The following is a 19537-nucleotide window of genomic DNA, read 5'->3' as shown; positions in this document are numbered from 1 at the left end:
CCGGCGGCGCGGACCCCGCGTCCGATGCGGCCGGGGGCGGCCCTGGTTACGCTGGGGTCCCCCCGGCCGGCGCGCGTCTCCGCCTGCCGGTCACCCGCCGCCGGAGAGGAGCGCCATGTCCGCCGACGCCTCACACCGGGCCGCCGTCGACCGGGCGGGCCCGCCGGGGCCGGCAGCGGGTACGCGCCACGCGGGCGGGACCGTTCCGCCACCCCGGACCGCCCCGCCCGTCGAGTCCACCCCGCCGCCCGAGGCCGAGCCGCCGGCCGAGCCGGAGTCCGTCGCGCCGGTCGGGCAGGCTGCGCCGGAAGCGGTGACGCCGGCCGGTCTCACCGAGCGGGAGCAGCGCATCCTCGCCTTCGAGGCGCAGTGGTGGAAGCACGCCGGGGCCAAGGAGCAGGCCATCCGGGACACGTTCGGGCTCTCCGCGACCCGCTACTACCAGCTGCTCAACGCGCTGCTCGACCACCCGGCCGCGCTCGCCGCCGAGCCGGTTCTCGTCGGCCGGCTGCGCCGGCTCCGCTCGTCCCGGGCCCGCAACCGGCGCCGCTGACCCGCCTCACTTCTCGTACGTGCGCAGCCCGTTGCCGATGGCGAAGAACGTCGGCGCCCACTCGCCGATGAAGATGCCCCAGCGGTCCGCCCGCGCCACTCCGGCGCGCTCCATGTGCTTGGAGAGGAACCAGCTGGTGACCGAGAGGCCGATGCTGAGGAATCCGGCGAGGTACGCGTGCTCCGCCCGGATGCCCCCTTCGTGCAACCGTTCCAACATCTCCAACCCCCTGTCGCCGGGACCGACCCGGTCGCGTCCGACGCTACCGAAAGTCCGGAGCAGGTGACTGGCGGTTGTCACGATCGGGGTCGCGCGGCGGATGGCCCGGCGTCGTGCGGGTAGGCGGCCGACGGCGACGAACGGAGGACACGATGGGGGCACCAGACCGCCGGTACGCGATCGGCAGCCGACCGACCCGCCCGGCCGGGGAGGCGCCGACGATGCGGGTGCGTTCCGCCTCCGACCCGGCGCCGGGACGCCCGGAGAACGAGGACGTGGTCTTCCGCTTCGGTCCGCTCGTCGGCGTCCTCGACGGGGCCACCGTGCCGGAGGGCTTCGACACCGGATGCGTGCACGGTCCCGCCTGGTACGTCCGGCACCTGGCCGCCCGGATCGGCCTGGCGGTCGCGGCCCGGCCCGCGGCAACGCTGATGAGCAGTCTGGCGGCGGCGATCCTCGCGGTCCGGGCCGACCACGGCGGGACCTGCGACCTCGACCATCCGGGCACCCCGTCGTCGACGGTCTGCCTGCTGCGGGAGAGCGGCGACCGGGCCGACTACCTGGTGCTCTGCGACAGCCCGCTGGTGCTCGACACCGCAGGCGGGATCGAGGTGGTCACCGACGACCGGCTGGAGGCCGCCGTGGCGGACCTGCGCCGCAGCGCCGCCGCGCTGCCCGACGGCGAGACCGACCCGGCGACCTGGTTCCGGCGGGCGACGACAGTGCAGCGGACCCGGATGAACCGCACCCACGGCTACTGGGCGGCGGCGAGCGACCCGGACGCGGCGTACCACGCGGTGACCGGGACGGTCCCGCTGAGCGGGCCGGGTGCGCTGCGCCGGGCCGCGCTGCTCAGTGACGGCGCCTCCTGCGCCGTCGAGCAGTTCGGTCTCTTCGACTGGGCCGGGCTGCTGGAGGTGGCGACCGTGGAGGGGCCGGAGGGACTGATCGACCGGGTTCGCGCGGCCGAGCGGGACCACCCGGAGCGGTTGCGGCGGCGCAAGCGCACCGACGACGCCTCGGTGGTGCTGTGTGAGTTCGCCCCTTCGGCGTGAGCACGCTCACGCCGGAACAACCCGGTCGGATGACAACGCAGCGTGAGGCGGAACACCCTGGGGGTACGACCGGCCGAGGCGGTCGGCCATAGCGGCAATCCGGGCCCAAAGGGGTGGACGGCCCGGACGGAGAGCGGCAGACTGCGCCTCGTGACGGGTGCGGTACGGCTGGAGCCGGTGGACGAGCGGAACCTGGAACCGTTGCTCTCCGTAGCGGCGGCGGAGGCGGAACCGGAGGACGTGATGCCTCCGGTGCAGGCGCCCGCGGGCTGGTCGCTCGCCCGCCGGGACGCGTTCCGTGAATTCCACCGGGCGAGCCTCGGCGGACTCAACGGCCCGACACGCACGGCCATGTACGCGATCGTCTCCGGCGGTGAGGTGGTCGGCATGGTCCGGATGACCCGCCGGGACGAGCCCGGCACCGTGGAGACGGGCATGTGGCTGGGCCGCTCGGCCCGGGGCCGGGGTCTGGGCGCCGCCGCGCTCCGGCAGCTGCTGCACGCCGCCGCGGCGGCCGGCATGCACACGGTGGTCGCGGACACCACGCCGGACAACGCGGGCGCGCTGTCGGTGTTGCGGAAATGCGGTGCGGAATTGCGCGAGGAGGGCGGAAAAGTGCACGCCCGAATGTGCCTGGATTCGGCGCTGCCGATCCGCTGACGCCCGTATCAGATTGCGTTCTTGCTGCTCACTAGCGCTCGCTGCGAGGTTTCGACCGTCTTTTCCGTTCCCCTGAGGAAATGTTTTGCCAATGGGGTGACGGGTACTGCCCGCCTCTCCGGGATCGCGATGTCCGCATCCCGGGGAGTGCGGAGGAGAGCGGATGAAAAGCGGAGCACGGGTGGCGCTGGCGGTGGGCTTCGGCTACCTGCTGGGTCGCCGGAAGAAGATGCGTACCGCGCTGACGCTCGCCGCGGCGGTCGCCGCCGGGCGGGCCAGCCAGCGCCCGGGCGGCATCAGGCAACTCGGCGCGGACCTGATGGGCGCCAGTCCGCAGTTGCGCAACCTCGGCGGGCTCGGGCCGCCGCTCGTGGCGGCCGGGCGGGCCGCGGCGACCGCCGCCGCCGGCAGCGGCATCGACGCGATCGGCGGACGGCTGCGCGACGGCGCCGACGCGCTGCGCCGCAGGAGCGGCCCGGACCGGCCGGACACCGAGCGCTCCGCGCCGGACGAGGAGCCGGAACTGGACGAGCAGCCCGTCGCGCCGGATCGACAGCAGCGGGGGCGGTGACCGTGGCGACGACCAGTCTGACCGACCGGGTACGCGACGAGATCGGCGGCGAGCTGCGCAACCTCGCCTCGGCGTTCGGCGAACGGGCCGTGCAGGCGATCAGCGGCCGGGTCACCGACGCGACGGGACGACTCACCGAGTACGCCAAGCAGGGCGGCGATCCCGGCCTGGTCGCCGCCGCCACCGGCGCGCGGAAGCTCGCCGAGGGCAACTCCCCCGTGAAGGCCATGTTCCATGCCGGCGTGGCCGGCGGTAAGGAGAAGCTGATGGCGGCGTTCGGTCGCAAGGGCGGCGGCGACGGCGGCCGGAAGCTCAAGGTCACCAACATCGTCGAGACCATCGAGGTCGGCGTGCCGGTCCGGGTCGCCTACAACCAGTGGACGACGTTCGGCGACTTCCCGAGCTTCATGAAGAAGGTCGAGCAGGCCGACTGCGACGACGACGAGAAGATGACCTGGAAGGCGCAGGTGCTCTGGTCGCACCGGACCTGGGAGTCGACGATCGTGCGGCAGATCCCGGACCGGCTCATCCACTGGCGGTCCAAGGGCGAGAAGGGCTCGGTCGACGGCACCGTCAGCTTCCACGAGGTCGCCCCGGAGCTGACCCGGATCCTGGTCGTGCTGGAGTACCACCCGCAGGGTTTCTTCGAGCACACCGGCAACCTGTGGCGGGCCCAGGGCCGCCGGGTCCGGCTGGAGCTGAAGCACTTCGTCCGGCACGTGATGACCCGGACCGTGCTCGACCCGGACGCGGTCGAGGGCTGGCGCGGCGAGATCGAGGACTCCCAGGTCGTCAAGGACCACGAGACCGCGCTCCGGGAGGAGCGGGGAGAGGCCGGGCCGGCCGACGACGAGTACGCCGCCTACGACGAGGGCAACGACTTCGACGACGACGAGTACGCCGACGAGCCGGTCCGGACGGAGCCGGAGCGCTCCCGCAGCCGGCCGGTACGCGAGCAGCGGGAGCCGCGCGCCGACCGTTCCCGCCGCGTCCCGGAGCGGCCCCGCCGCCCGGCCGCCCGCCGCCGCGACGAGCGCTGACCGTCGGGGCGGCCCGTCAGGACCGGCCGGCCGCGTACGACTCCAGGTGCGCGAGCTGCACCGGGTCCAGCGACGGCCGGACACGGTCACGGGCCGCCCCGACGTGCGCCGCAGTCACAGTGCTCGCGTTGAGCGACTCCCGCATGGCGGCGAGCGCCGCCTCCCGTACCAGCGCGGTGCAGTCGGCGGCGGAGAAGCCGTCCAGCTCGGCGCCGAGCGCGTCGAGGTCGACGTCCGGCGCGAGCGGTACGCCCCGGGCGGCGGCGCGGAGGATCTCCGCGCGGGCCGGGCCGTCCGGCGGCGGCACGTAGACCAGACGTTCCAGCCGGCCGGGCCGCAGCAGCGCCGGGTCGACCAGCTCCGGCCGGTTCGTCGCGCCGACCACCACCACGTTGCGCAGCGCCTCCACCCCGTCCAGTTCGGTGAGCAGCGCCGCCACCACCCGGTCGGTGGTGCCGCCGTCGCTGGCCTGCCCGCGCACCGGGGCCAGCGCGTCCACCTCGTCCAGGAAGACGAGCGTGGGCGCGGCCTGGCGGGCGCGGCGGAACAACTCCCGGACCGCCCGCTCGCTCTCACCCACCCACTTGGAGAGCAGCTCGGCACCCTTCACCGACAACACGTTCGCCCGCCCGGACCCGGCCAGCGCGGTCACCAGATAGGTCTTGCCGCAGCCGGGCGGGCCGTAGAGCAGCACGCCGCGCGGCGGCGTCACGCCCAGCCGGGCGAACGTGTCCGGGTAGGTGAGCGGCCAGAGCACCGACTCGGTGAGCGTCTGCTTGACGTCGTGCAGCCCGCCCACGTCGTCGAGCGTCACCGACGCCAGCTCCAGCGTGGACGCGGACATGGTCGTCGGCCGGACCACCTCCAGCGCCTCGGTGAAGTCCGTCATCGCCACCGTCGGCGTCTCCGCCGTCTTCTGCCGCAGCGCCGCGCGTACCCCGGCCTCGCGGACGAGCGCCGCCAGGTCCGCCGCGACGAACCCGGGGGTACGACCGGCCACCTCGTCCAGCCGGACGTCGCCGGCCAGCGGCACCTGCCGGGTGAGCACTGTCAGCTGTTCCCGGCGCAGCGCCGCGTCCGGCAGCGGCACGGTGATCCGCAGCGCCAGCAGATCCGGGCCGCGCAGCCCCGGGTCGACCGCTTCGGGCCGCCCGCTGGTGCAGACCACAGCCACGCCGGCCCGCAGCGTCTCGGCGACCACCTGCCGGAACACGGTGGCCAGCGGACCGGGCTCGTCGGCCGGGGCGATCGCCTCCACGTCGGTGACCAGCAGCACCGCCGGTCCGCCGGCGCGTACCGCCGACGCCGCCTCACGGAGTCTGCGGGCCGCGGCGTCGTTCGTGAGCGCGGCCAGCTCCGGTGCCCAGAGCGGGCGCAGGCCCGCGCCGACCCGGGCGGCCACGGCGCGCACGAGCGCGGACTTGCCCGAGCCCGCCGGTCCCTCCACCAGCACGCCGAGCGAGACGGTGGTGCCGAGCCGGCCCAGCACCTCGCGGTGGTGGAAGCCCAGGTCCAGCAGCTCGGTCAGCTCCTCGGCCTGGGCACGCAGGCCGGGCAGCTCGTCGACGTCCGGGGCGTCCTCCGGGCCGAGCAGGCCCTCGGCCCGTTCCGTCCCGGCCGGCGCGGCCGAGGGAGCGGAGACGGGCGCGCCCGGGGACACCGGCCCGGAGCCCCGGGTGGCCGGACCGTGCTCCCAGCCCACCACCGTGTCCATGGTGACGAGCGCGCCGGTCGCCGGCTCGGCGGACACGACGTTGAGCAGCGTGCTGGTCCAGGCGTACCCGACGGAGCTGGCGAGACTGCGCCGCGCGGCCTCGATCAGGCCGCGCACGGCGGCGTCCGGGAGCACGTCCTGCGGCAGCAGCGAGACGTCGTCGCCGGGGGTGACGACCTTGCCCAGCAGCGCGAGCCGCAGCATCTCCGGCGGGACCGCGGCGACCACCGCGGCCGGGCCGGCCAGCGTGAGCCGGCGTGCTGCGGTGGCCGGCAGCGGGCTCACCGTCACCTGGCCGCCGGCCCGCAGCCCGAGGTTGCCGAGCAGCAGGTCGTCGGCGTGCAGCAGGACGTCGCTGGTGCCCGGGTCGGCGGCGGCTGCGATGCCGGCTGTCGTCCGGCGGCCGGTCAGCCGCACCGGGTCGCCGGGGCGCAGCGCCAGCGCGGTGAGCACCTCGGGGTGCAGGCGTACCACGCCACGGCGGGCGTCGAGCGCGGCCGGCCGCAGCGTCGCGGTCAGGGTCAGGTCGGGTTCCGCCACCCGCCGACAGTAGCCGCCGTGACCACGCCGGTGCCGCCTCAGCGCGGGTCCGGGCCGTCCAGCAACGAGGGATCCTGCCGGATCATCTCCGCCAGCCGGGCCGCCGGGTCCGACTCGAGCGAGTCCTGGCCGGGGGCGGGCACTGTCTTCACCGACATGGGCCACGCCGGTGGGGGCGTCGGCGTCGTGGGCGGGCCCACCGTGACCGCGGGGCCCGACCAGGAGACCCGCAGCGGGTACGCCTGGTCGCCCAGCTCCACCCGGAGCGCCACGGCGACGCCGGGGTGATCGGCCACGACCCGCCGGACCGCCTCGGCGACCTCCTCGACCGGGTCACGCCGCGCCGGCGCCGCGCCGCCCCGCAGCCGGTACGCGCCGTGCCCCGCCCGCCCGTTGCCCGGCTCGACCGGCAGCTCCTCCAGGGGCACGTCCTGGTCGGCGCTCCCGGCCGGTTCGCCGGGCGCCCGGCGGCGCATCGCCTCTTCGCGTCGCGCCATCCGGGCCAGTGTCTCGTCCAGATCACCTCTCATGGCGTCCACCCCTTCGCCAGACAACGGATCGAAACGACTGTTCGGTGTTCAGCCTGCCCGTGACTGCGGAGCCGGCCCGTCGCCGCGCCGGCCCGACCGGGTCGCCCGGTCCAGCGCCCGGTCCAGGACGACAAGCAGGGCGTCCCGGACCGAGAGCCGGTCCCGGGCGTCGAACTGCACGAGCGGCACGTGCTCCGCGATCGCCAGCGCCCAGCGGATCGACGGCAGGTCGAGGGCCAGCCGCCCGTCGAAGGCGTTGACGCCGACGGCGAACGGCAGCCCGGACCGCTCGAAGAAGTCGATGGCCGGGTAGCAGTCGTCGAGGCGGGCGCTGTCCACCACCACGAGCGCGCCGAGCGCCCCCCGGGCCAGGTCGTCCCACATGAAGCCGAACCGCGCCTGTCCGGGCGTACCGAAGAGGTAGAGCTTGAGGCTGCGGTCGATGGTCACGCAGCCGAAGTCCATGGCGACCGTCGTGGTGGTCTTCCCGGCGACGCCGCCGGGGTCGTCGATGCCGATCCCGACGGTGGTCATCTCGGCCTCGGTGGTCAGCGGCGCGATCTCCGAGATCGCCCCCACCGTGGTGGTCTTGCCGACCCCGAACCCGCCGGCGATCAGGATCTTGACCGGGATCGGCGGGCGGGGCACCGGCACCCGGCTGACGATCGGTGCCGGTTCCTGTGGCGGCACCCCGGGCGGCAGGTACGGCAGCGGCGGGGTGGGCGGTGGCGGTGTGGCGCGGCCGATCAGCGGGGCCGGTCCGCCGTAGCGGCTCGGGGCGCTGTTCGCGGACGGCCCGCCCAGGGCCGCCGCCGGCCATTCAGGAGATCGCACGAAGTCCATCAATCACTCGCAGGATGATGTCGGGATCGAGGGCGTCGTCGCCGTCCGCGACGTGCACGTCGAGATGACCGGCGGCGCGAAGGTCGCCGACGAGCACCCGGGTCACACCGAAGTGCATCCGGGTCCGGGCGGAGATCTCTGCCACCGAGACGGGCTCGGCGCAGATCGCGACGATCGCCGCCAGCTCCGGGGCGAGCCGGGCGGTCACCGCCCACGAGGTGCTGCCCGGACGAGCGGTGACCTGGGTCTCCAGACCGATCGCCGGGTCGCCGTCCACCCGTCCGGCGGTCAGCACGAACGGGCGCGGGCCGGTCGGCTCCCCGTCGCCCGCGTCCGGCTCCGGACTCGGAGCGGACGCGTGCAGGAAGGGGCGGACCCGGATGCCGGGTTCCGGCTCCGGGTCCGCGCCGGCGGCCCCCGGGATCATTGCTGGACGGCGTTCTTCAGCTCGGCGATCAGGCGGGGACTCAGGGCGCCGCCGGCCCGGCCGGCGAAGAGCGTCATCTCGTACGCCACGGTGCCCAGATTCGCCGTGCGGTCGGCGACGACGCCGAGGACCGAACCACTGCTGATCGCGCTGATCAGCAGGTATCCCTCGGCCATGTCGACGATCACCCGGTTGAGCGCGCCCAGCGCGTACCAGCTCGCGGCGCCCCCGGCGAGGCTGGTCATGCCGGAGACCACGGCGGCGAGCCGTTCCGCGTTGGACCGGTCCTTGATGGCGGACATGGCCATCAGCAGCCCGTCCGAGGAGACCGCGATCGCCTCCATCACCCCGGCGGTGCTGGAGGTGAACGAGTCGAGCAGCCAGTTGAAGGTGCGCGCCTCGGGGCTGAGGTCGCCGGTGGCGCTCTGTTCGATGTTGTCGTGCAGGAACGGGCTGGTCACCGTGATGGGTCCTCTTCGTAATGACGGTCTGGGCTGACTTCGCGCAGAGCACGGGCGACGCCCGCCTCGAACTCGTTGACGAGATTGCGGACCTCGACGGGGTCGCCGGGGTCGGAACTGGTCGGTGGCGTGGACTGGGTCGCGGTGGCGGCCAGGTTCGCGCCCGGCACCCGCCGGCTCAGCCGGGGTCGTTCCGTGGTGGGCGGGGCGGAGACGCTGTGGCCCTCGGCCCGGCGTACGCCGTCCTGGAACGCCTCGACCAGGGCCCGGACGTGGGCCGGGTCGGCGGGGACGCCGATCAGCGGCCCGGCGGTCGCCGGGCCGGCCGGGGCGGTGGGCGCGGGGGCCGGTAGGTTCGCCCCGGGCACCCGCTGCCGGATCGGCGACCGGGCGCCGGGCCGTCCGGAGGGCGGGCCGACCGGCTCCGGCCCGGCCGGGACCGACGGGCGACCACCGGCGGGCGGCGCCGAGCGGACCGGTCCGACCGGTGGGGCCGACGCCGGTCCGGCGGTCGGCACGGGCGCGGAACCGACGCTGGGCGTGCGCACCGGCCGGGCGGCCGGTGGCGACGACGGCCCGGCGGCCAGGCCGGCCCCGCCGGTCGGCGCGAGGGCCGGACCGGCGGGCGGGCTCAGGGCCGGCCCCGCCGGTGGGGTCAGGGCCGGACCGGCCGGCGGCGTGAGGGTCGGGCCGGCCGTCGGCCCGGCGGCCGGGCGAGCGACCGGGACCGGGCCGACGACCGGTGTCGGCGGGGAGGTACGGCCGGGGCGCGCCGCCGGTCCGGCCGGCAGGGTGGCGGGCGCACCGGCGGCCGGCGGCCAGGCGGGCGGCGGACCGGCGGTGGGGAAGTTCAGTTCCTCGGCCGGCTCCGGAGCGTCGTCCCGGTTGCCGAAGGCGTTCCACGGGTTGCCGCTGGACATGCTGCGGGTGGCCCGGCTCAGCAGCTCCGCGTCAAAACCGGCGGGCGGTTCGCCGGTCGCCGGTCCGCGTTCGTGCCCGCCGGGCGGTACGGCGGCCCGCGCGGCGCCGGCGAAGGCCGGCTCGGCCCGGCGGACCACGAGCGAGGCGGCCGGGACCTCCAGGGTGGCGGTGACGCCGCCCCCGACGGTCGGGGTCAGCCGGACGTGCCAGCCGTGCCGCCGGGCCAGGCGGCCGACGACGAAGAGACCGAGCACCTCGGTCGGGGCGAGGTCGAGCCGTTCCCGGCGGGTGAACCGGGCGTTCTCCTCGGTCATCCGCTCCTCGGTCAGGCCGATGCCGTGGTCGACCACGACGAGCCGGGCGCCGCCGTCGGTCAGCTCGCCGGTCACCACCACGCGGGTGTGCGGCGCCGAGAAGGAGGTGGCGTTCTCCATCAGCTCGGCCAGCGTCAGGACCAGGTCGCCGACGATCGCGGGCGCCGCCGCCACACCGGGCGGCACCTCCACGTCGACGCGGGTGTAGTCCTCGATCTCGCCGAGCGCGAGCCGGACCACGTCGGCCAGCGGGACCGGGGCCACGTGGCCGTCCGAGCCGGTGGCGCCGGAGAGCACCACCAGGCTGCCCGCGTTACGGCGCAGGCGGCTGGAGATGTGGTCGAGCCGGTACAGGTGCTCCAGCCGGCCCGGGTCCGTCTCCTGCCGCTCCAGCCGGTCGATGAGCGCGATCTGGCGGCCGACCAGGTTCTGCGTACGCCGCCCGACGTGGCCGAACATCTGCGCCACGTTGCGGCGTCCGGCCACCTGGCGCTCGACCAGCCGGGCGGCGGTGCGCTGCACCCGGTCGAACGCGCGGGCCAGCTCGCCGATCTCGTCCCGGGCGCCGACCTCCACCGGGTCGAGGCGTACCGGTGGCACGCTCTCGGACTCGTCGTCGGCGACCCGGGTCAGTTCCGCCTCGGCGACCCGGGCGACCCGCTCGGCGGAGCGGGTGAGCCGGCTCAGCGGGCGGGCGACGGTACGGGCCACCGTCATGCTCAGCAGCACCACGACCAGCAGGATGACGCCGGCCGCCAGGGTGACCAGCCAGGCCGCGGTCAGGGCCTCGCGTTCCCGGGCGCGGGTCTCCGCGATGACGTCCGCGACGACCTTCTTCTCCACGAACTGGCCCAGCGTGATCATGGACCGGGACGCGGGGAAGAGCACGTCCAGCGAGACCGGCGCGATCGCGGCGTCGGGGTCGCGGAGGCTGTCCACCAGGAACGTCGGGCTGGTCCGCGCGGCCACCGCCGCGTCGTCCAGCTCGGCCACCTTGAGCTGCTCCGGCGTGATCAGCCGGCGGAAGCGCCGGTTGTCGACGTTGAGCGCCGCCATGCACGCCACGAACGACCGCGACATCAGCGGGTCGCCGGTCGCCTTGACCAGCACGATCTGGGTGGTGCAGGAGCTGAGTGCCTCGTCGACGCGCAGCAGCGCGTCCAGGGCGAGCACCTGCCGGCCGGCCGCGGTGTCGGTGTCCACCTGGTACGGCAGCCGCAGCGCGTCGATCAGGGCGGTGTCGACCTCGGCGAACGCGGTCAGGATCTGGCCCGGCCTGGCCCGGCCGGCGAGCGTGGCGGTGCGGACGTCGTCCAGCTTGCGTACCCCGTCGAGGCTCTCGCGGATCGGCGCGGGCAGCGTCTCGGCGCGCAGGTCGGCGACCCGGTCGTCGACGGTGGCCGACTTCTGGATCAGCTCGGTGCGGGCCACCCGCCCGAGCAGCAGCCCGATCGAGAGCAGGCGTTCCTGCTGGAGATCCTGGACCAGGCTGCCGACCCGGCTGGCGATGCGGACCGTCTCGGCGGTGTCGGCGGCCCGTTGCGCGGCGGCCACCCGGTCGATGACCACCGGAACGGCCAGCCCGACCATGCTGAGCAGCGGGATGATCACCAGCAGGGCGAGCTTGCCCCGGATCCGTAACCTAGCGAGCAGCATCGAACGGCCTCCACCGGTCGGCGTCGCCGCCCCGGCCGACGGCGACCGGCTGGCGGTCACCCTCGGACGCGACGATCGGCGGGTCCTCGTGGACCGCCGGTGGCGGTCCTGCCTCGGTCGGCGTCCGGCGCGCCGGAGGAGGGCCGGAGGACCGCTCCCGCCGCGCCGCGGCCACGTGCAGCGCGGCGATCCCGGCGAGCAGCGCGACTGCCGTGCCGGCCGCGACCCGGCCCAGCAGCAGGTCCCGGTCGATCGCGTCCAGCCGTTCCTTCAGCAGCGTGTCGAGCTGGTCGAGGATGACCGTCCGGAGCTGCTTGGCGGCGTTCTGCGCGGTGATCCCGGCCTGGGTGAGCTGGTCGGTGCCCGGCGCGGACCGGCCGCCGCCGGGCGCCGAGTAGGCCGAGAACGTCTCCAGCGAGCGCTGGTAGGTGTCCAGCGGGGTGAGCACGTTGGCGCCCAGGTCGGTGCTCTCCGAGCTGTCGACAGCGGAGCGCAGGTCGGCGACGAGGTCGGTGGCCGGGCCGAGCGCGGCGACGCGCAGCTCGGCCAGTTCCGCTCCGGTCCGCGCGCGCTCGGCGGCGGGACGCTTGGCCGCCAGCCGGGCCAGGTCGACGAGCCGCCCGGCCAGCACCGTCGCGGTGGGCAGGTCACCGCCGATGCCGTCCTGGAGGAAGAACGAGTCCGAGCGCGGGTCGCGGATCAGTCCGGAGCTCTCCCGCACCTTGCGGTAGAGGGCCAGCAGCAGGTCGCACGCCTCGCCGTAGGCCCGGAAGGCGGCCTCGGGGTCGCCGAGCCCGCGGTCCGGCAGCGCCTCCAGCTTCGCCCGCAGCCCGGCCCAGCGCTCGTGGGTGCGCAACTCGTCGCCGACGGCGTTGTCCACCTCGGCGACGCCCTCGATCGCGGCGGTGAGCGCGGTCCGGGAGACGGACCCCTCGGCGACCGCGATCGCCTGCGCCTCCACCAGCGCGTCGGTGATCGGGCCGAGAGCGCGCAGGTAGCGGACGCCGAGCCGTTCCCGGCTCGCCAGCTCGTGGTCGTCGGCGGTGTTGTTCTCGGCCTGGGCGAAGATGAACCCGAGCGGTACGAGCAGCGCCAGCACCAGCAGCAGGGGAAGCGTACGGCCCGGTACGGCGGGCCGCCGACGGACCCGCGGCGCGGGGACTGTCATGGTGTGTCTCCTCCGGCGACGGCGGGGCGGTCGGTGCCCCGGGAGGTCGCCGTACGCAGTCCCGTGCACCGGACCGGAAAAGTAGCCGAACCGGACGTCGGTGCAACCTCGGTCGATGAGTCGGCTTCACGTCAGTCCATTCTGGGCGACGCTGAGTGAGCCTGGGCGTCACTCAGCGTCCGATCATGTAGCCGAGAAGTGACATCGACGGTGGTTTGCGCGTGTAGATGTGAATTCACATGATCCGAACATGCACCGCTGGGATGTTCTGGACCTTTGGCGGACGACGGTCTGCGGGCGACGAACGGCGCAACCGGACAGACGTACGGCGGATCTCAGCGAATGCACAGCGATCGGCCCGTACCGTGTGCCGCATGAGATCACCAGTCGCGCGGATCCGGCGCGCCCTGGCCGGACGCCCACGCCGGATCGTCGCCGTCGTGGCGGTGGTCGTCCTCGTCGCCGCCGGGCTCGTCTGGGTGGCCCGGCCGCAGAGCCCGGACTTCCGCACCGAGTCGGCGCTGGTGACCGTCCGCTCCGGGCCCTCCGGCGACGAGCCGGTCGACCTGGACACCACGCTCTACCTGCCGGACCGCGCGTCGGCCGCGAACCGTGTACCGGCGGTGCTGCTGGCGCACGGCTTCGGCGGCACCAAGGACTCGGTCCGCTCCGACGCCGAGGACCTGGCCGCCCGGGGGTACGCGGTGCTCACCTGGACCGCTCGCGGCTTCGGGCGCAGCGGCGGTCAGATCCACCTGGACAGCACCGACTACGAGGTGCGGGACGCGCAGCGCCTGCTCGACCGCCTGGCGGAGCGGCCGGACATCCGCCTCGACGCGGCCGGCGACCCCCGGGTCGGTGTGGTCGGCGGCTCGTACGGCGGCGGCCTGGCCCTGCTGCTGGCCGCGCAGGACCAGCGGGTCGACGCGATCGTCCCGATGATCACCTGGAACGACCTGTCCCGGGCGTTCCTGCCGGAGAGCACCGGCCGGCAGTCCACCGACGGCGTGTTCAAGAAGGGCTGGGCCGGCATCTTCTTCGGCGGCGGCGGGAACGCCGGCTCCGGTCCGGCCGGGCTCTCCGGGGCCACCGCCGCCGCGCCGGAGGGCGCGCCCGAGTCCGCCGGCCCGCCGAGTCCGCAGCCGGGCGCCGGGCCGGGCACCGGTTCCGGTCGCGCGCCGGGCGGCGCCGCCGACCCGTCCTGCGGCCGCTTCGCCGCCGACGTCTGCGCCGCGTACCTGCGCATCGCCACCACCGGCCGGGCCGACGCGGCGGCGGTCGAGCTGCTGCGCCGGTCGTCGCCGGCCGGCGTGCTGGACCGGATCAAGTCGCCGACGCTGCTGGTGCAGGGCGAGGCGGACACGCTGTTCCCGCTGGCCGAGGCGGACGCCAACGCCCGGGGCATCGCCGCCGCCGGCACGCCGGTGCGGGTCGCCTGGTTCACCGGCGGCCACGACGGCGGCTCCGGACCCACCTCCGACTCCGACCGGGTGAAGTTCCTGACCGCGCAGTGGCTCGACCACTACGTCAAGGGCGACGGAGCCGCCCCCGGCGACACGTTCACGTTCTCCCGGATCGCCGGGTTCGACGCGCTCGACCGGGGCCTGGTGGCCACCGGCTTCCGTACCGCCGACTATCCGGGGTTGGCCGGGCAGGACCGCCGCGAGGTGACGCTCGCCGGCCCGCCCCAGCCGGTCGCCGTACCGCCGAACGGCAACCCGGCGGCGATCTCCTCGGTGCCGTTCGCGGGCGCGCTCGGCTCGCTGCTGGACGGCGTGGCGGGGGACATCCCCGGCCAGCACGCCCGCTTCGAGTCGGCGCCGCTGGACGACGCGGTCGACGTGGTGGGCGCGCCCACCGTGCGGATCAGGGCCGCCTCCCCGACCGGCGAGGCGGTGCTCTTCGTGAAACTCTACGACGTCGACCCGCAGGGCGCGGCCACGCTGCCGTCGGGCCTGGTGGCGCCGGTGCGACTGACCGGCCTGCCGGCCACCGTCGACGCGGCCACGCCGGTCACCGTCACGCTGCCGGGGATCGTCCGGCGGGTCGAGGCCGGGCACCGGCTGCGGCTCGTGGTGGCGACGTCGGACCAGGCGTACGCCTCCCCGGCCGAGCCGGCCGTGCACACCGTGGCGCTGGCCGACGGGCCGCTGACGCTGCCCACCGTCGACGCCTCGCCCATCCCCACCACGGCCGCGGTGTGGCGCTGGGCGCTGGCCGGTCTGCTCGCCGCGATCGTGCTCGGGCTCGTCGTGGTCGTGCTGCTCACCCGCCGCCGGCACCGTCGCCAGGACAGCTCGGTGCACCCGGAGTACGCGGGCGTCCCGCTCGCCGTGCGCAACCTGCGCAAGGAGTACGCGGACGGTTTCGTCGCGGTCTCCGACGTCGACTTCGAGGTGCACCCCGGCCAGGTGGTCGGCCTGCTCGGGCCCAACGGCGCGGGCAAGACCACGACGCTGCGGGTGCTGATGGGGCTGACCCAGCCCACCGCCGGGGAGATCTACGTCTTCGGTCACCGGCTGGTGCCCGGCTCGCCGGTGCTCTCCCGCATCGGCGCGCTCGTCGAGGGGCCGGGCTTCCTGCCGCACCTGTCCGGGCTGGACAACCTCAAGGCGTACTGGCGGGCGACCGGCCGCCCGTGGGAGGACGCGCACTTCGACGAGGCGCTGGCGATCGCCGGCCTGGGTGACTCGGTGCACCGGCGGACGAAGAAGTACAGCCACGGCATGCGGCAGCGGCTGGCCATCGCCCAGGCCATGCTCGGCCTGCCCGAGCTGCTGGTGCTGGACGAGCCGACGGACGGGCTGGACCCGCCGCAGATCGCGGAGATGCGCCGGGTGCTCCAGCGCTACGCCACCGACGGCCGGGCGGTGCTGGTCTCCAGCCACCTGCTGGCCGAGGTGGAGCAGACCTGCACGCACGCGGTGGTGGTCAACAAGGGGCGGATCGTGGCGTCCGGCCCGGTGGAGGAGATCGTCGGCGAGTCGCCGAGCGTGCTGTTCGACGTGAGCGACCCGGACGCGGCGCGTACGGTGCTCGACCGGCTCGGCGGCGTACGGGTGCTGCCCGACGGCGACGGCGGGCTGGTGGTCGACACCAACGGCACCGCCCGCAGCGAGGTGGTGGCCGAGCTGGTCCGGGCCGGTATCGGAGTGGACCGGGTGGTGCCCCGGCGCCGCCTGGAGGACGCGTTCCTCGCCCTGGTCGGCGAGAACTCTCGGGGAAGCGGGGACCGGTGATGGCGGGTTCGTCTGTGGCATCGTCGCCTGGTGGTGGCACGTCCGGGCCCGGCGCGGGCGGTGCGGCGGCCGGTTACCGGCCCTCGGCGACGCTTCCGTTCGCCGCGGAGTTCCGGCGGCAGGCGTCGCGCCGGCGTACCCAGCTCGCGCTGGGGTTCATGGTGCTGCTGCCGCTGATCATCCTGGTGGCGTTCCAGTTCGACTCCGGGGACGACGACCGCGGCGGGCGGGGCGAGTTCTCCAGCCTGGCCGACCTGGCCACGTCGGGCGGGCTCAACTTCACCCTGTTCTCGATCCTGGTCTCCGCGTCGTTCCTGCTGGTCGTGGTGGTGGCGTTGTTCTGCGGCGACACGGTGGCCAGCGAGGCGAGCTGGGGCAGCCTGCGCTACCTGCTGGCCGTGCCGGTGCCCCGGGCCCGGCTGCTCGCGGTGAAGCTGGTCGTCGCGCTCGCGTACTCCGGGCTGGCGCTGCTGTTGCTGGCCGGCACCGCGCTGCTGGCCGGCACGCTGCGGTACGGCTGGAAGCCGCTGAGCAGCCAGGTCTCGGCCGAGCTGGCCCCGGCCGACGGGTTGCTGCGGCTGCTCGGGGTGCTCGGGTACCTGGCGGTGGTGCTGCTGGTGGTGGCCGGGCTGGCGTTCCTGCTGTCGGTGACCACCGATGCCGCGCTCGGCGCGGTCGGCGGCGCGGTGCTGCTCTGGATCCTCTCCAGCATCCTGGACCAGATCACCGCGCTGGGCGGCCTGCGGAACCTGCTGCCCACCCACTACAGCAGCGCCTGGCTGGGGTTGCTGTCCTCGCCGATGCAGACCGATGACGTGGTCAAGGGCGCGTTCTCGGCAATCGTCTACGCCACGTTGTTCTGGAGCCTGGCCTTCTGGCGCTTCACCCGCAAGGACATCACCAGTTGAGGTGACCGGCGGGGTACCCACATTGGCGCGTCCGCCCATATCATGGGAGCGTTCCCAAGCAATTGTCCCGCCTGCAAGGAAATCGATTAACATCGATACGTGTGATCGCCATCCTGGAGCCGTCAAGCACTCGCCCCAGGAGGTCACACATGATTCCGACCCAGCTCAGCGGCCCTGTCCTGTCCCTCTTCCGCGTGGTTGTGGGGGTGCTGTTCCTATGCCACGGCGCGGCGTCGATATTCGGCGTCTTCGGCGGCAACCGGGGCTCCGGCGAGGCCATCCCGCTCGGCACCTGGCCCGGCTGGTGGGCGGCCCTGATCCAGCTCGTCTGCGGCGTGCTGGTGCTCGTCGGCCTGCTCACCCGTCCGGCCGCGCTGCTCGCCTCCGGCTCGATGGCGTACGCGTACTTCGTGGTGCACCAGCCGCAACACCTGCTGCCGTTGGAGAACGGCGGCGAGCTGGCCGCGCTCTTCTGCTGGTCGTTCCTGCTGGTCGCCGTGCTCGGCCCGGGAAACTGGGCGCTGGACGCGCTGCTCGCCCGTCGCCGCGCCGCCCCGGCCGAGCCCGCCCCCGCGTCGCCCGCCTCGGTCCCGGTCTGATCCGCCGCCCGACGGGATCGCGGTACGGGAGGGCGCTTCCGTACCGCGATCCGTGTCAGAGCGGGTTGACCGGCGAGGTCGAGGGGGCCGGTGGATCGGACCGCGGGGGCGCCTGCGTCGCCGGGGCGCCGTCGCGGCGCTTCCAGGCGCTGACGCCGAGCCGACCGGTGTTCCCGAGGTCGATCGGCCCGTCCAGCGCGACCGGGTACGCCGGCCGGCCGGTCGACGGGGCGACGTCGAGCTCCGTGCCCGCGGTGGCCACCACTGTTGCGTCGGTGACGAGGTTGCGCCAGATCAGCGCCGCGCCGGCCCGTTCGCCCGGCGCCAGCACGATCCGGGTGGGCGGGTCGTCGAAGCCGGAGGTGATCGGCGCGGCGCCCGGGATGATCCGCACCCGGATCGGGTCCCCGTCGGCGTCCCGGAGCGTGACCGCCGGATAGCCGCGCAGCTCGTACGGGCGATCGCCGCAGTTGACCAGGTCCAGGCCCATCGCGCGCAGCCCCATCGCCGCGCTCACCCCGAGCCCGGTGATCCGGATGCCCTCCGGGGAGCAGGCGGCGGTGGTGGGCGGGGCGGCCTCGGCGCCGGGCCGGGGCGGCGCCGACGGCAGCCCGTCGACAGGGGCCGGCGCCGGCGTGCAGCCGGCGAGCAGCGTCGCGCCGGTGAGGAGCCCGATCCGGGCCGCCGCCTTCCGCATCAGGCGATCATGTCACCCCGCCGGGAGCGGCGGGGGCGCCGATCATTCCGGCCGGGCGGGCGCGGTGAGGACGGCATCGAGCAGGCCCGGGTAGAGGCGGTCCAGCTCGTCGCGGCGCAGCCGCACGTACCGGGTGGTGCCGGCGATGCGGGTACGGGTCAGGCCCGCCTCGCGCAGCACCTTGAGGTGGTGGCTGCGGGTGGCCTTGGAGACGCCGAACTCGAACGAGCCGCAGGCGTGTTCCCCGCCCGGCGCGAGCGCGCGCACGATCCGCAGCCGGACGTCGTCGGCCAGCGCCGCCAGCACGGCGGTGACCGGGACCTCGCGCAGCTCGGGTTCGTGCAGCTCCATGTGACTACGATAACCTATGTTCGACAACCATCGAACAAGCTCCTAGAGTCGTGCCGTTGGTTCGACGATACTCGAACATAGGAGCTGGGATGCGTTTCCGTTCCGCCGCTTTCCCGATCTTCGCGGTGCTCAGCTGGGGCGTGATGTTCCCCGTGCTCGCGAGCGCGCTGACCCGGGTGGACGCTCTCAACCTGACCACCGCCCGGTACGTCCTCGCCACCGCCGTCCTGGTCGCCCTGCTGCTGGCCCGCGAGGGGGTGGCCGCGCTTGCCACCCAGCGGCGCGGCGTCGAGGTGTGGCTGCTCGGCGCCCTCGGCTTCGCCGGCTTCAACACGCTGACGAACCTGGCCCTCGGCCATGCCACCCCGCAGCAGATCGCGCTGTTCGGCGCCACGGTGCCGCTGATCACCCAGCTGGTCCGCTGGGCGCGCGACGGCGTACGCCCCCGCCCGGCGCTGTTCGCTCTGGCCCTGGTCGCCCTGATCGGCGTCGGCCTGGTGATCACCCGCGGCCGGCTGGACGGACTCGGGCAGTTCGGCGTCGGCGGGCTGCTCATGCTGGGCGCGGTGATCGGCTGGGCCTTCTACACGCACGGCGCGAGCCGGTTCCCCGAGTGGTCCGCGCTGCGTTACACCACCATGACCGCCGTCACGGGCATGCTCGCCATGCTCGCCGCCAGCGCGGTCGCCGACCTCACCGGGCTCCAGCACGCGCCGGCCGCCGCCGACCTCGTCGCGGTCGCCCCCCAACTGGCGTACGCGGTGCTGATCGCCGCCGTCCTCGCGGTGCTGGCCTGGAACACCGGCGTACGGCGACTCGGCCCGGCCGACGCCGCGTTGTTCATGAACCTGGTGCCGGTGGTCACGTTCGCGGTGCAGATCCTGCGCGGGTACCGGCCGGTACCGGTCGAGCTGGTGGGCGCCGGGCTGACCATCGCCGCCCTGGTGGCCGCGAACCTCGTCACCCGTACCCGCTCGGCGGCGGTGACCACGACGGCGCCGCAGCCGCTCGCGGTGGTGGACCGGCCCGCGGTGGTGGAACCGGCCGCGGTGGTCGGACGTTGAGCCGGCC

19 protein-coding genes are annotated in these 19537 nt (G+C 74.8%); 9 read left to right on the top strand and 10 right to left on the bottom strand.

The genetic code is table 11. From position 1 onward, the window contains the following. Positions 1 to 115 precede the first annotated feature (115 nt). Positions 116 to 553, top strand: a complete 438-nt coding sequence (locus MicB006_RS09055) for a DUF3263 domain-containing protein (protein WP_116505209.1) — start codon at positions 116 to 118, stop codon at positions 551 to 553. 6 nt (positions 554 to 559) lie between these two features. Here the strand turns inward: MicB006_RS09055 and MicB006_RS09050 are convergent, their stop codons facing one another. Next, complete coding sequence (locus tag MicB006_RS09050; protein WP_073829150.1) at positions 560 to 772, bottom strand: hypothetical protein; 213 nt, start codon at positions 770 to 772, stop codon at positions 560 to 562. A gap of 152 nt (positions 773 to 924) precedes the next feature. On the opposite strand from MicB006_RS09050, the gene MicB006_RS09045 reads away from it, so the two are divergent. From MicB006_RS09045 to MicB006_RS09030, 4 genes are all read left to right on the top strand, one after another. Then, positions 925 to 1827: a hypothetical protein gene (locus MicB006_RS09045; RefSeq protein ID WP_116505207.1), complete on the top strand. Its 903-nt coding sequence runs from the start codon at positions 925 to 927 to the stop codon at positions 1825 to 1827. Between the two features lie 150 nt (positions 1828 to 1977). Then, positions 1978 to 2487, top strand: a complete 510-nt coding sequence (locus MicB006_RS09040) for a GNAT family N-acetyltransferase (protein WP_073829148.1) — start codon at positions 1978 to 1980, stop codon at positions 2485 to 2487. A 163-nt stretch (positions 2488 to 2650) separates the two neighbouring features. Then, positions 2651 to 3058 carry a hypothetical protein gene (locus tag MicB006_RS09035; RefSeq protein WP_073829147.1) on the top strand — a complete coding sequence of 136 codons (408 nt, stop codon included), beginning with the start codon at positions 2651 to 2653 and terminating at the stop codon, positions 3056 to 3058. Between the two features lie 2 nt (positions 3059 to 3060). Then, positions 3061 to 4098 (top strand): SRPBCC family protein, encoded by a 1038-nt coding sequence (locus tag MicB006_RS09030; RefSeq protein ID WP_116511278.1) that lies wholly within the window; start codon positions 3061 to 3063, stop codon positions 4096 to 4098. Positions 4099 to 4114: 16 nt separating this feature from the next. Here MicB006_RS09030 and MicB006_RS09025 read toward each other — a convergent pair whose 3' ends face one another. The 7 genes from MicB006_RS09025 to MicB006_RS08995 are packed head-to-tail and all read right to left on the bottom strand — an operon-like array spanning position 4115 to position 12672. After that, on the bottom strand, positions 4115 to 6352 hold the full coding sequence (locus tag MicB006_RS09025) for an AAA family ATPase (protein WP_116505205.1): 2238 nt from the start codon (positions 6350 to 6352) through the stop codon (positions 4115 to 4117). Positions 6353 to 6390: 38 nt separating this feature from the next. Beyond that, a complete protein-coding gene (locus MicB006_RS09020; protein ID WP_116511276.1) occupies positions 6391 to 6882 on the bottom strand; it encodes a hypothetical protein in 492 nt (163 codons plus the stop codon). A 48-nt stretch (positions 6883 to 6930) separates the two neighbouring features. Next, on the bottom strand, positions 6931 to 7725 hold the full coding sequence (locus MicB006_RS09015) for an ATP/GTP-binding protein (RefSeq protein ID WP_192900210.1): 795 nt from the start codon (positions 7723 to 7725) through the stop codon (positions 6931 to 6933). Next, complete coding sequence (locus MicB006_RS09010) at positions 7703 to 8152, bottom strand: DUF742 domain-containing protein (RefSeq protein WP_073829145.1); 450 nt, start codon at positions 8150 to 8152, stop codon at positions 7703 to 7705. Before MicB006_RS09010 ends, MicB006_RS09015 begins: the two co-directional genes overlap by 23 nt. Next, a complete protein-coding gene (locus tag MicB006_RS09005) occupies positions 8149 to 8613 on the bottom strand; it encodes a roadblock/LC7 domain-containing protein (RefSeq protein ID WP_073829144.1) in 465 nt (154 codons plus the stop codon). The genes MicB006_RS09010 and MicB006_RS09005 overlap by 4 nt, the downstream gene beginning before the upstream one ends. Beyond that, positions 8610 to 11504, bottom strand: coding sequence for a nitrate- and nitrite sensing domain-containing protein (locus MicB006_RS32665; RefSeq protein ID WP_116511274.1), 2895 nt, complete (start codon positions 11502 to 11504; stop codon positions 8610 to 8612). The genes MicB006_RS09005 and MicB006_RS32665 overlap by 4 nt, the downstream gene beginning before the upstream one ends. Beyond that, positions 11491 to 12672, bottom strand: coding sequence for a hypothetical protein (locus tag MicB006_RS08995; protein ID WP_116505203.1), 1182 nt, complete (start codon positions 12670 to 12672; stop codon positions 11491 to 11493). The genes MicB006_RS32665 and MicB006_RS08995 overlap by 14 nt, the downstream gene beginning before the upstream one ends. A 374-nt stretch (positions 12673 to 13046) precedes the next feature. On the opposite strand from MicB006_RS08995, the gene MicB006_RS08990 reads away from it, so the two are divergent. The 3 genes from MicB006_RS08990 (at position 13047) to MicB006_RS08980 (ending at position 17418) form a co-directional block, all read left to right on the top strand. Beyond that, entirely contained in the window at positions 13047 to 15911 is a 2865-nt protein-coding gene (locus MicB006_RS08990) for an alpha/beta fold hydrolase (RefSeq protein WP_116505201.1), read from the top strand. Further along, positions 15911 to 16819: an ABC transporter permease gene (locus MicB006_RS08985; protein ID WP_116505199.1), complete on the top strand. Its 909-nt coding sequence runs from the start codon at positions 15911 to 15913 to the stop codon at positions 16817 to 16819. Before MicB006_RS08990 ends, MicB006_RS08985 begins: the two co-directional genes overlap by 1 nt. 149 nt (positions 16820 to 16968) lie before the next feature. Then, positions 16969 to 17418, top strand: a complete 450-nt coding sequence (locus MicB006_RS08980) for a DoxX family protein (protein WP_073829140.1) — start codon at positions 16969 to 16971, stop codon at positions 17416 to 17418. 55 nt (positions 17419 to 17473) lie between these two features. Here the strand turns inward: MicB006_RS08980 and MicB006_RS08975 are convergent, their stop codons facing one another. Together MicB006_RS08975 and MicB006_RS08970 are read right to left on the bottom strand one after the other, a co-directional pair. After that, on the bottom strand, positions 17474 to 18115 hold the full coding sequence (locus tag MicB006_RS08975) for a DUF4232 domain-containing protein (RefSeq protein WP_116505197.1): 642 nt from the start codon (positions 18113 to 18115) through the stop codon (positions 17474 to 17476). 42 nt (positions 18116 to 18157) lie between these two features. Further along, a complete protein-coding gene (locus MicB006_RS08970) occupies positions 18158 to 18466 on the bottom strand; it encodes a helix-turn-helix transcriptional regulator (protein WP_116505195.1) in 309 nt (102 codons plus the stop codon). Between the two features lie 89 nt (positions 18467 to 18555). On the opposite strand from MicB006_RS08970, the gene MicB006_RS08965 reads away from it, so the two are divergent. After that, the gene (locus tag MicB006_RS08965; RefSeq protein ID WP_116505194.1) at positions 18556 to 19530 is read left to right on the top strand and encodes a DMT family transporter; all 975 of its coding nucleotides are present in this window, start codon (positions 18556 to 18558) and stop codon (positions 19528 to 19530) included. Positions 19531 to 19537 lie beyond the last annotated feature (7 nt).

The organism is Micromonospora sp. B006 (assembly GCF_003408515.1).
GTDB classification, from domain to species: Bacteria; Actinomycetota; Actinomycetes; order Mycobacteriales; family Micromonosporaceae; genus Micromonospora; species Micromonospora echinospora_A.
The sequence above is the reverse complement of the archived record's forward strand: the minus strand, read 5'-3'. Positions and strand labels throughout refer to the sequence as shown.

Bases quoted from the DNA above. Each gene is read 5' to 3' on its own strand.
- MicB006_RS09015 (WP_192900210.1), bottom strand. From the start codon at position 7,725: ATGGACTTCGTGCGATCTCCTGAATGGCCGGCGGCGGCCCTGGGCGGG.
- MicB006_RS08985 (WP_116505199.1), top strand. From the start codon at position 15,911: ATGGCGGGTTCGTCTGTGGCATCGTCGCCTGGTGGTGGCACGTCCGGG.
- MicB006_RS08995 (WP_116505203.1), bottom strand. From the start codon at position 12,672: ATGACAGTCCCCGCGCCGCGGGTCCGTCGGCGGCCCGCCGTACCGGGC.
- MicB006_RS09055 (WP_116505209.1), top strand. From the start codon at position 116: ATGTCCGCCGACGCCTCACACCGGGCCGCCGTCGACCGGGCGGGCCCG.
- MicB006_RS08980 (WP_073829140.1), top strand. From the start codon at position 16,969: ATGATTCCGACCCAGCTCAGCGGCCCTGTCCTGTCCCTCTTCCGCGTG.
- MicB006_RS09020 (WP_116511276.1), bottom strand. From the start codon at position 6,882: ATGAGAGGTGATCTGGACGAGACACTGGCCCGGATGGCGCGACGCGAA.
- MicB006_RS08990 (WP_116505201.1), top strand. From the start codon at position 13,047: ATGAGATCACCAGTCGCGCGGATCCGGCGCGCCCTGGCCGGACGCCCA.
- MicB006_RS08965 (WP_116505194.1), top strand. From the start codon at position 18,556: ATGCGTTTCCGTTCCGCCGCTTTCCCGATCTTCGCGGTGCTCAGCTGG.
- MicB006_RS08970 (WP_116505195.1), bottom strand. From the start codon at position 18,466: ATGGAGCTGCACGAACCCGAGCTGCGCGAGGTCCCGGTCACCGCCGTG.
- MicB006_RS09035 (WP_073829147.1), top strand. From the start codon at position 2,651: ATGAAAAGCGGAGCACGGGTGGCGCTGGCGGTGGGCTTCGGCTACCTG.
- MicB006_RS09010 (WP_073829145.1), bottom strand. From the start codon at position 8,152: ATGATCCCGGGGGCCGCCGGCGCGGACCCGGAGCCGGAACCCGGCATC.
- MicB006_RS32665 (WP_116511274.1), bottom strand. From the start codon at position 11,504: ATGCTGCTCGCTAGGTTACGGATCCGGGGCAAGCTCGCCCTGCTGGTG.
- MicB006_RS09050 (WP_073829150.1), bottom strand. From the start codon at position 772: ATGTTGGAACGGTTGCACGAAGGGGGCATCCGGGCGGAGCACGCGTAC.
- MicB006_RS08975 (WP_116505197.1), bottom strand. From the start codon at position 18,115: ATGCGGAAGGCGGCGGCCCGGATCGGGCTCCTCACCGGCGCGACGCTG.
- MicB006_RS09045 (WP_116505207.1), top strand. From the start codon at position 925: ATGGGGGCACCAGACCGCCGGTACGCGATCGGCAGCCGACCGACCCGC.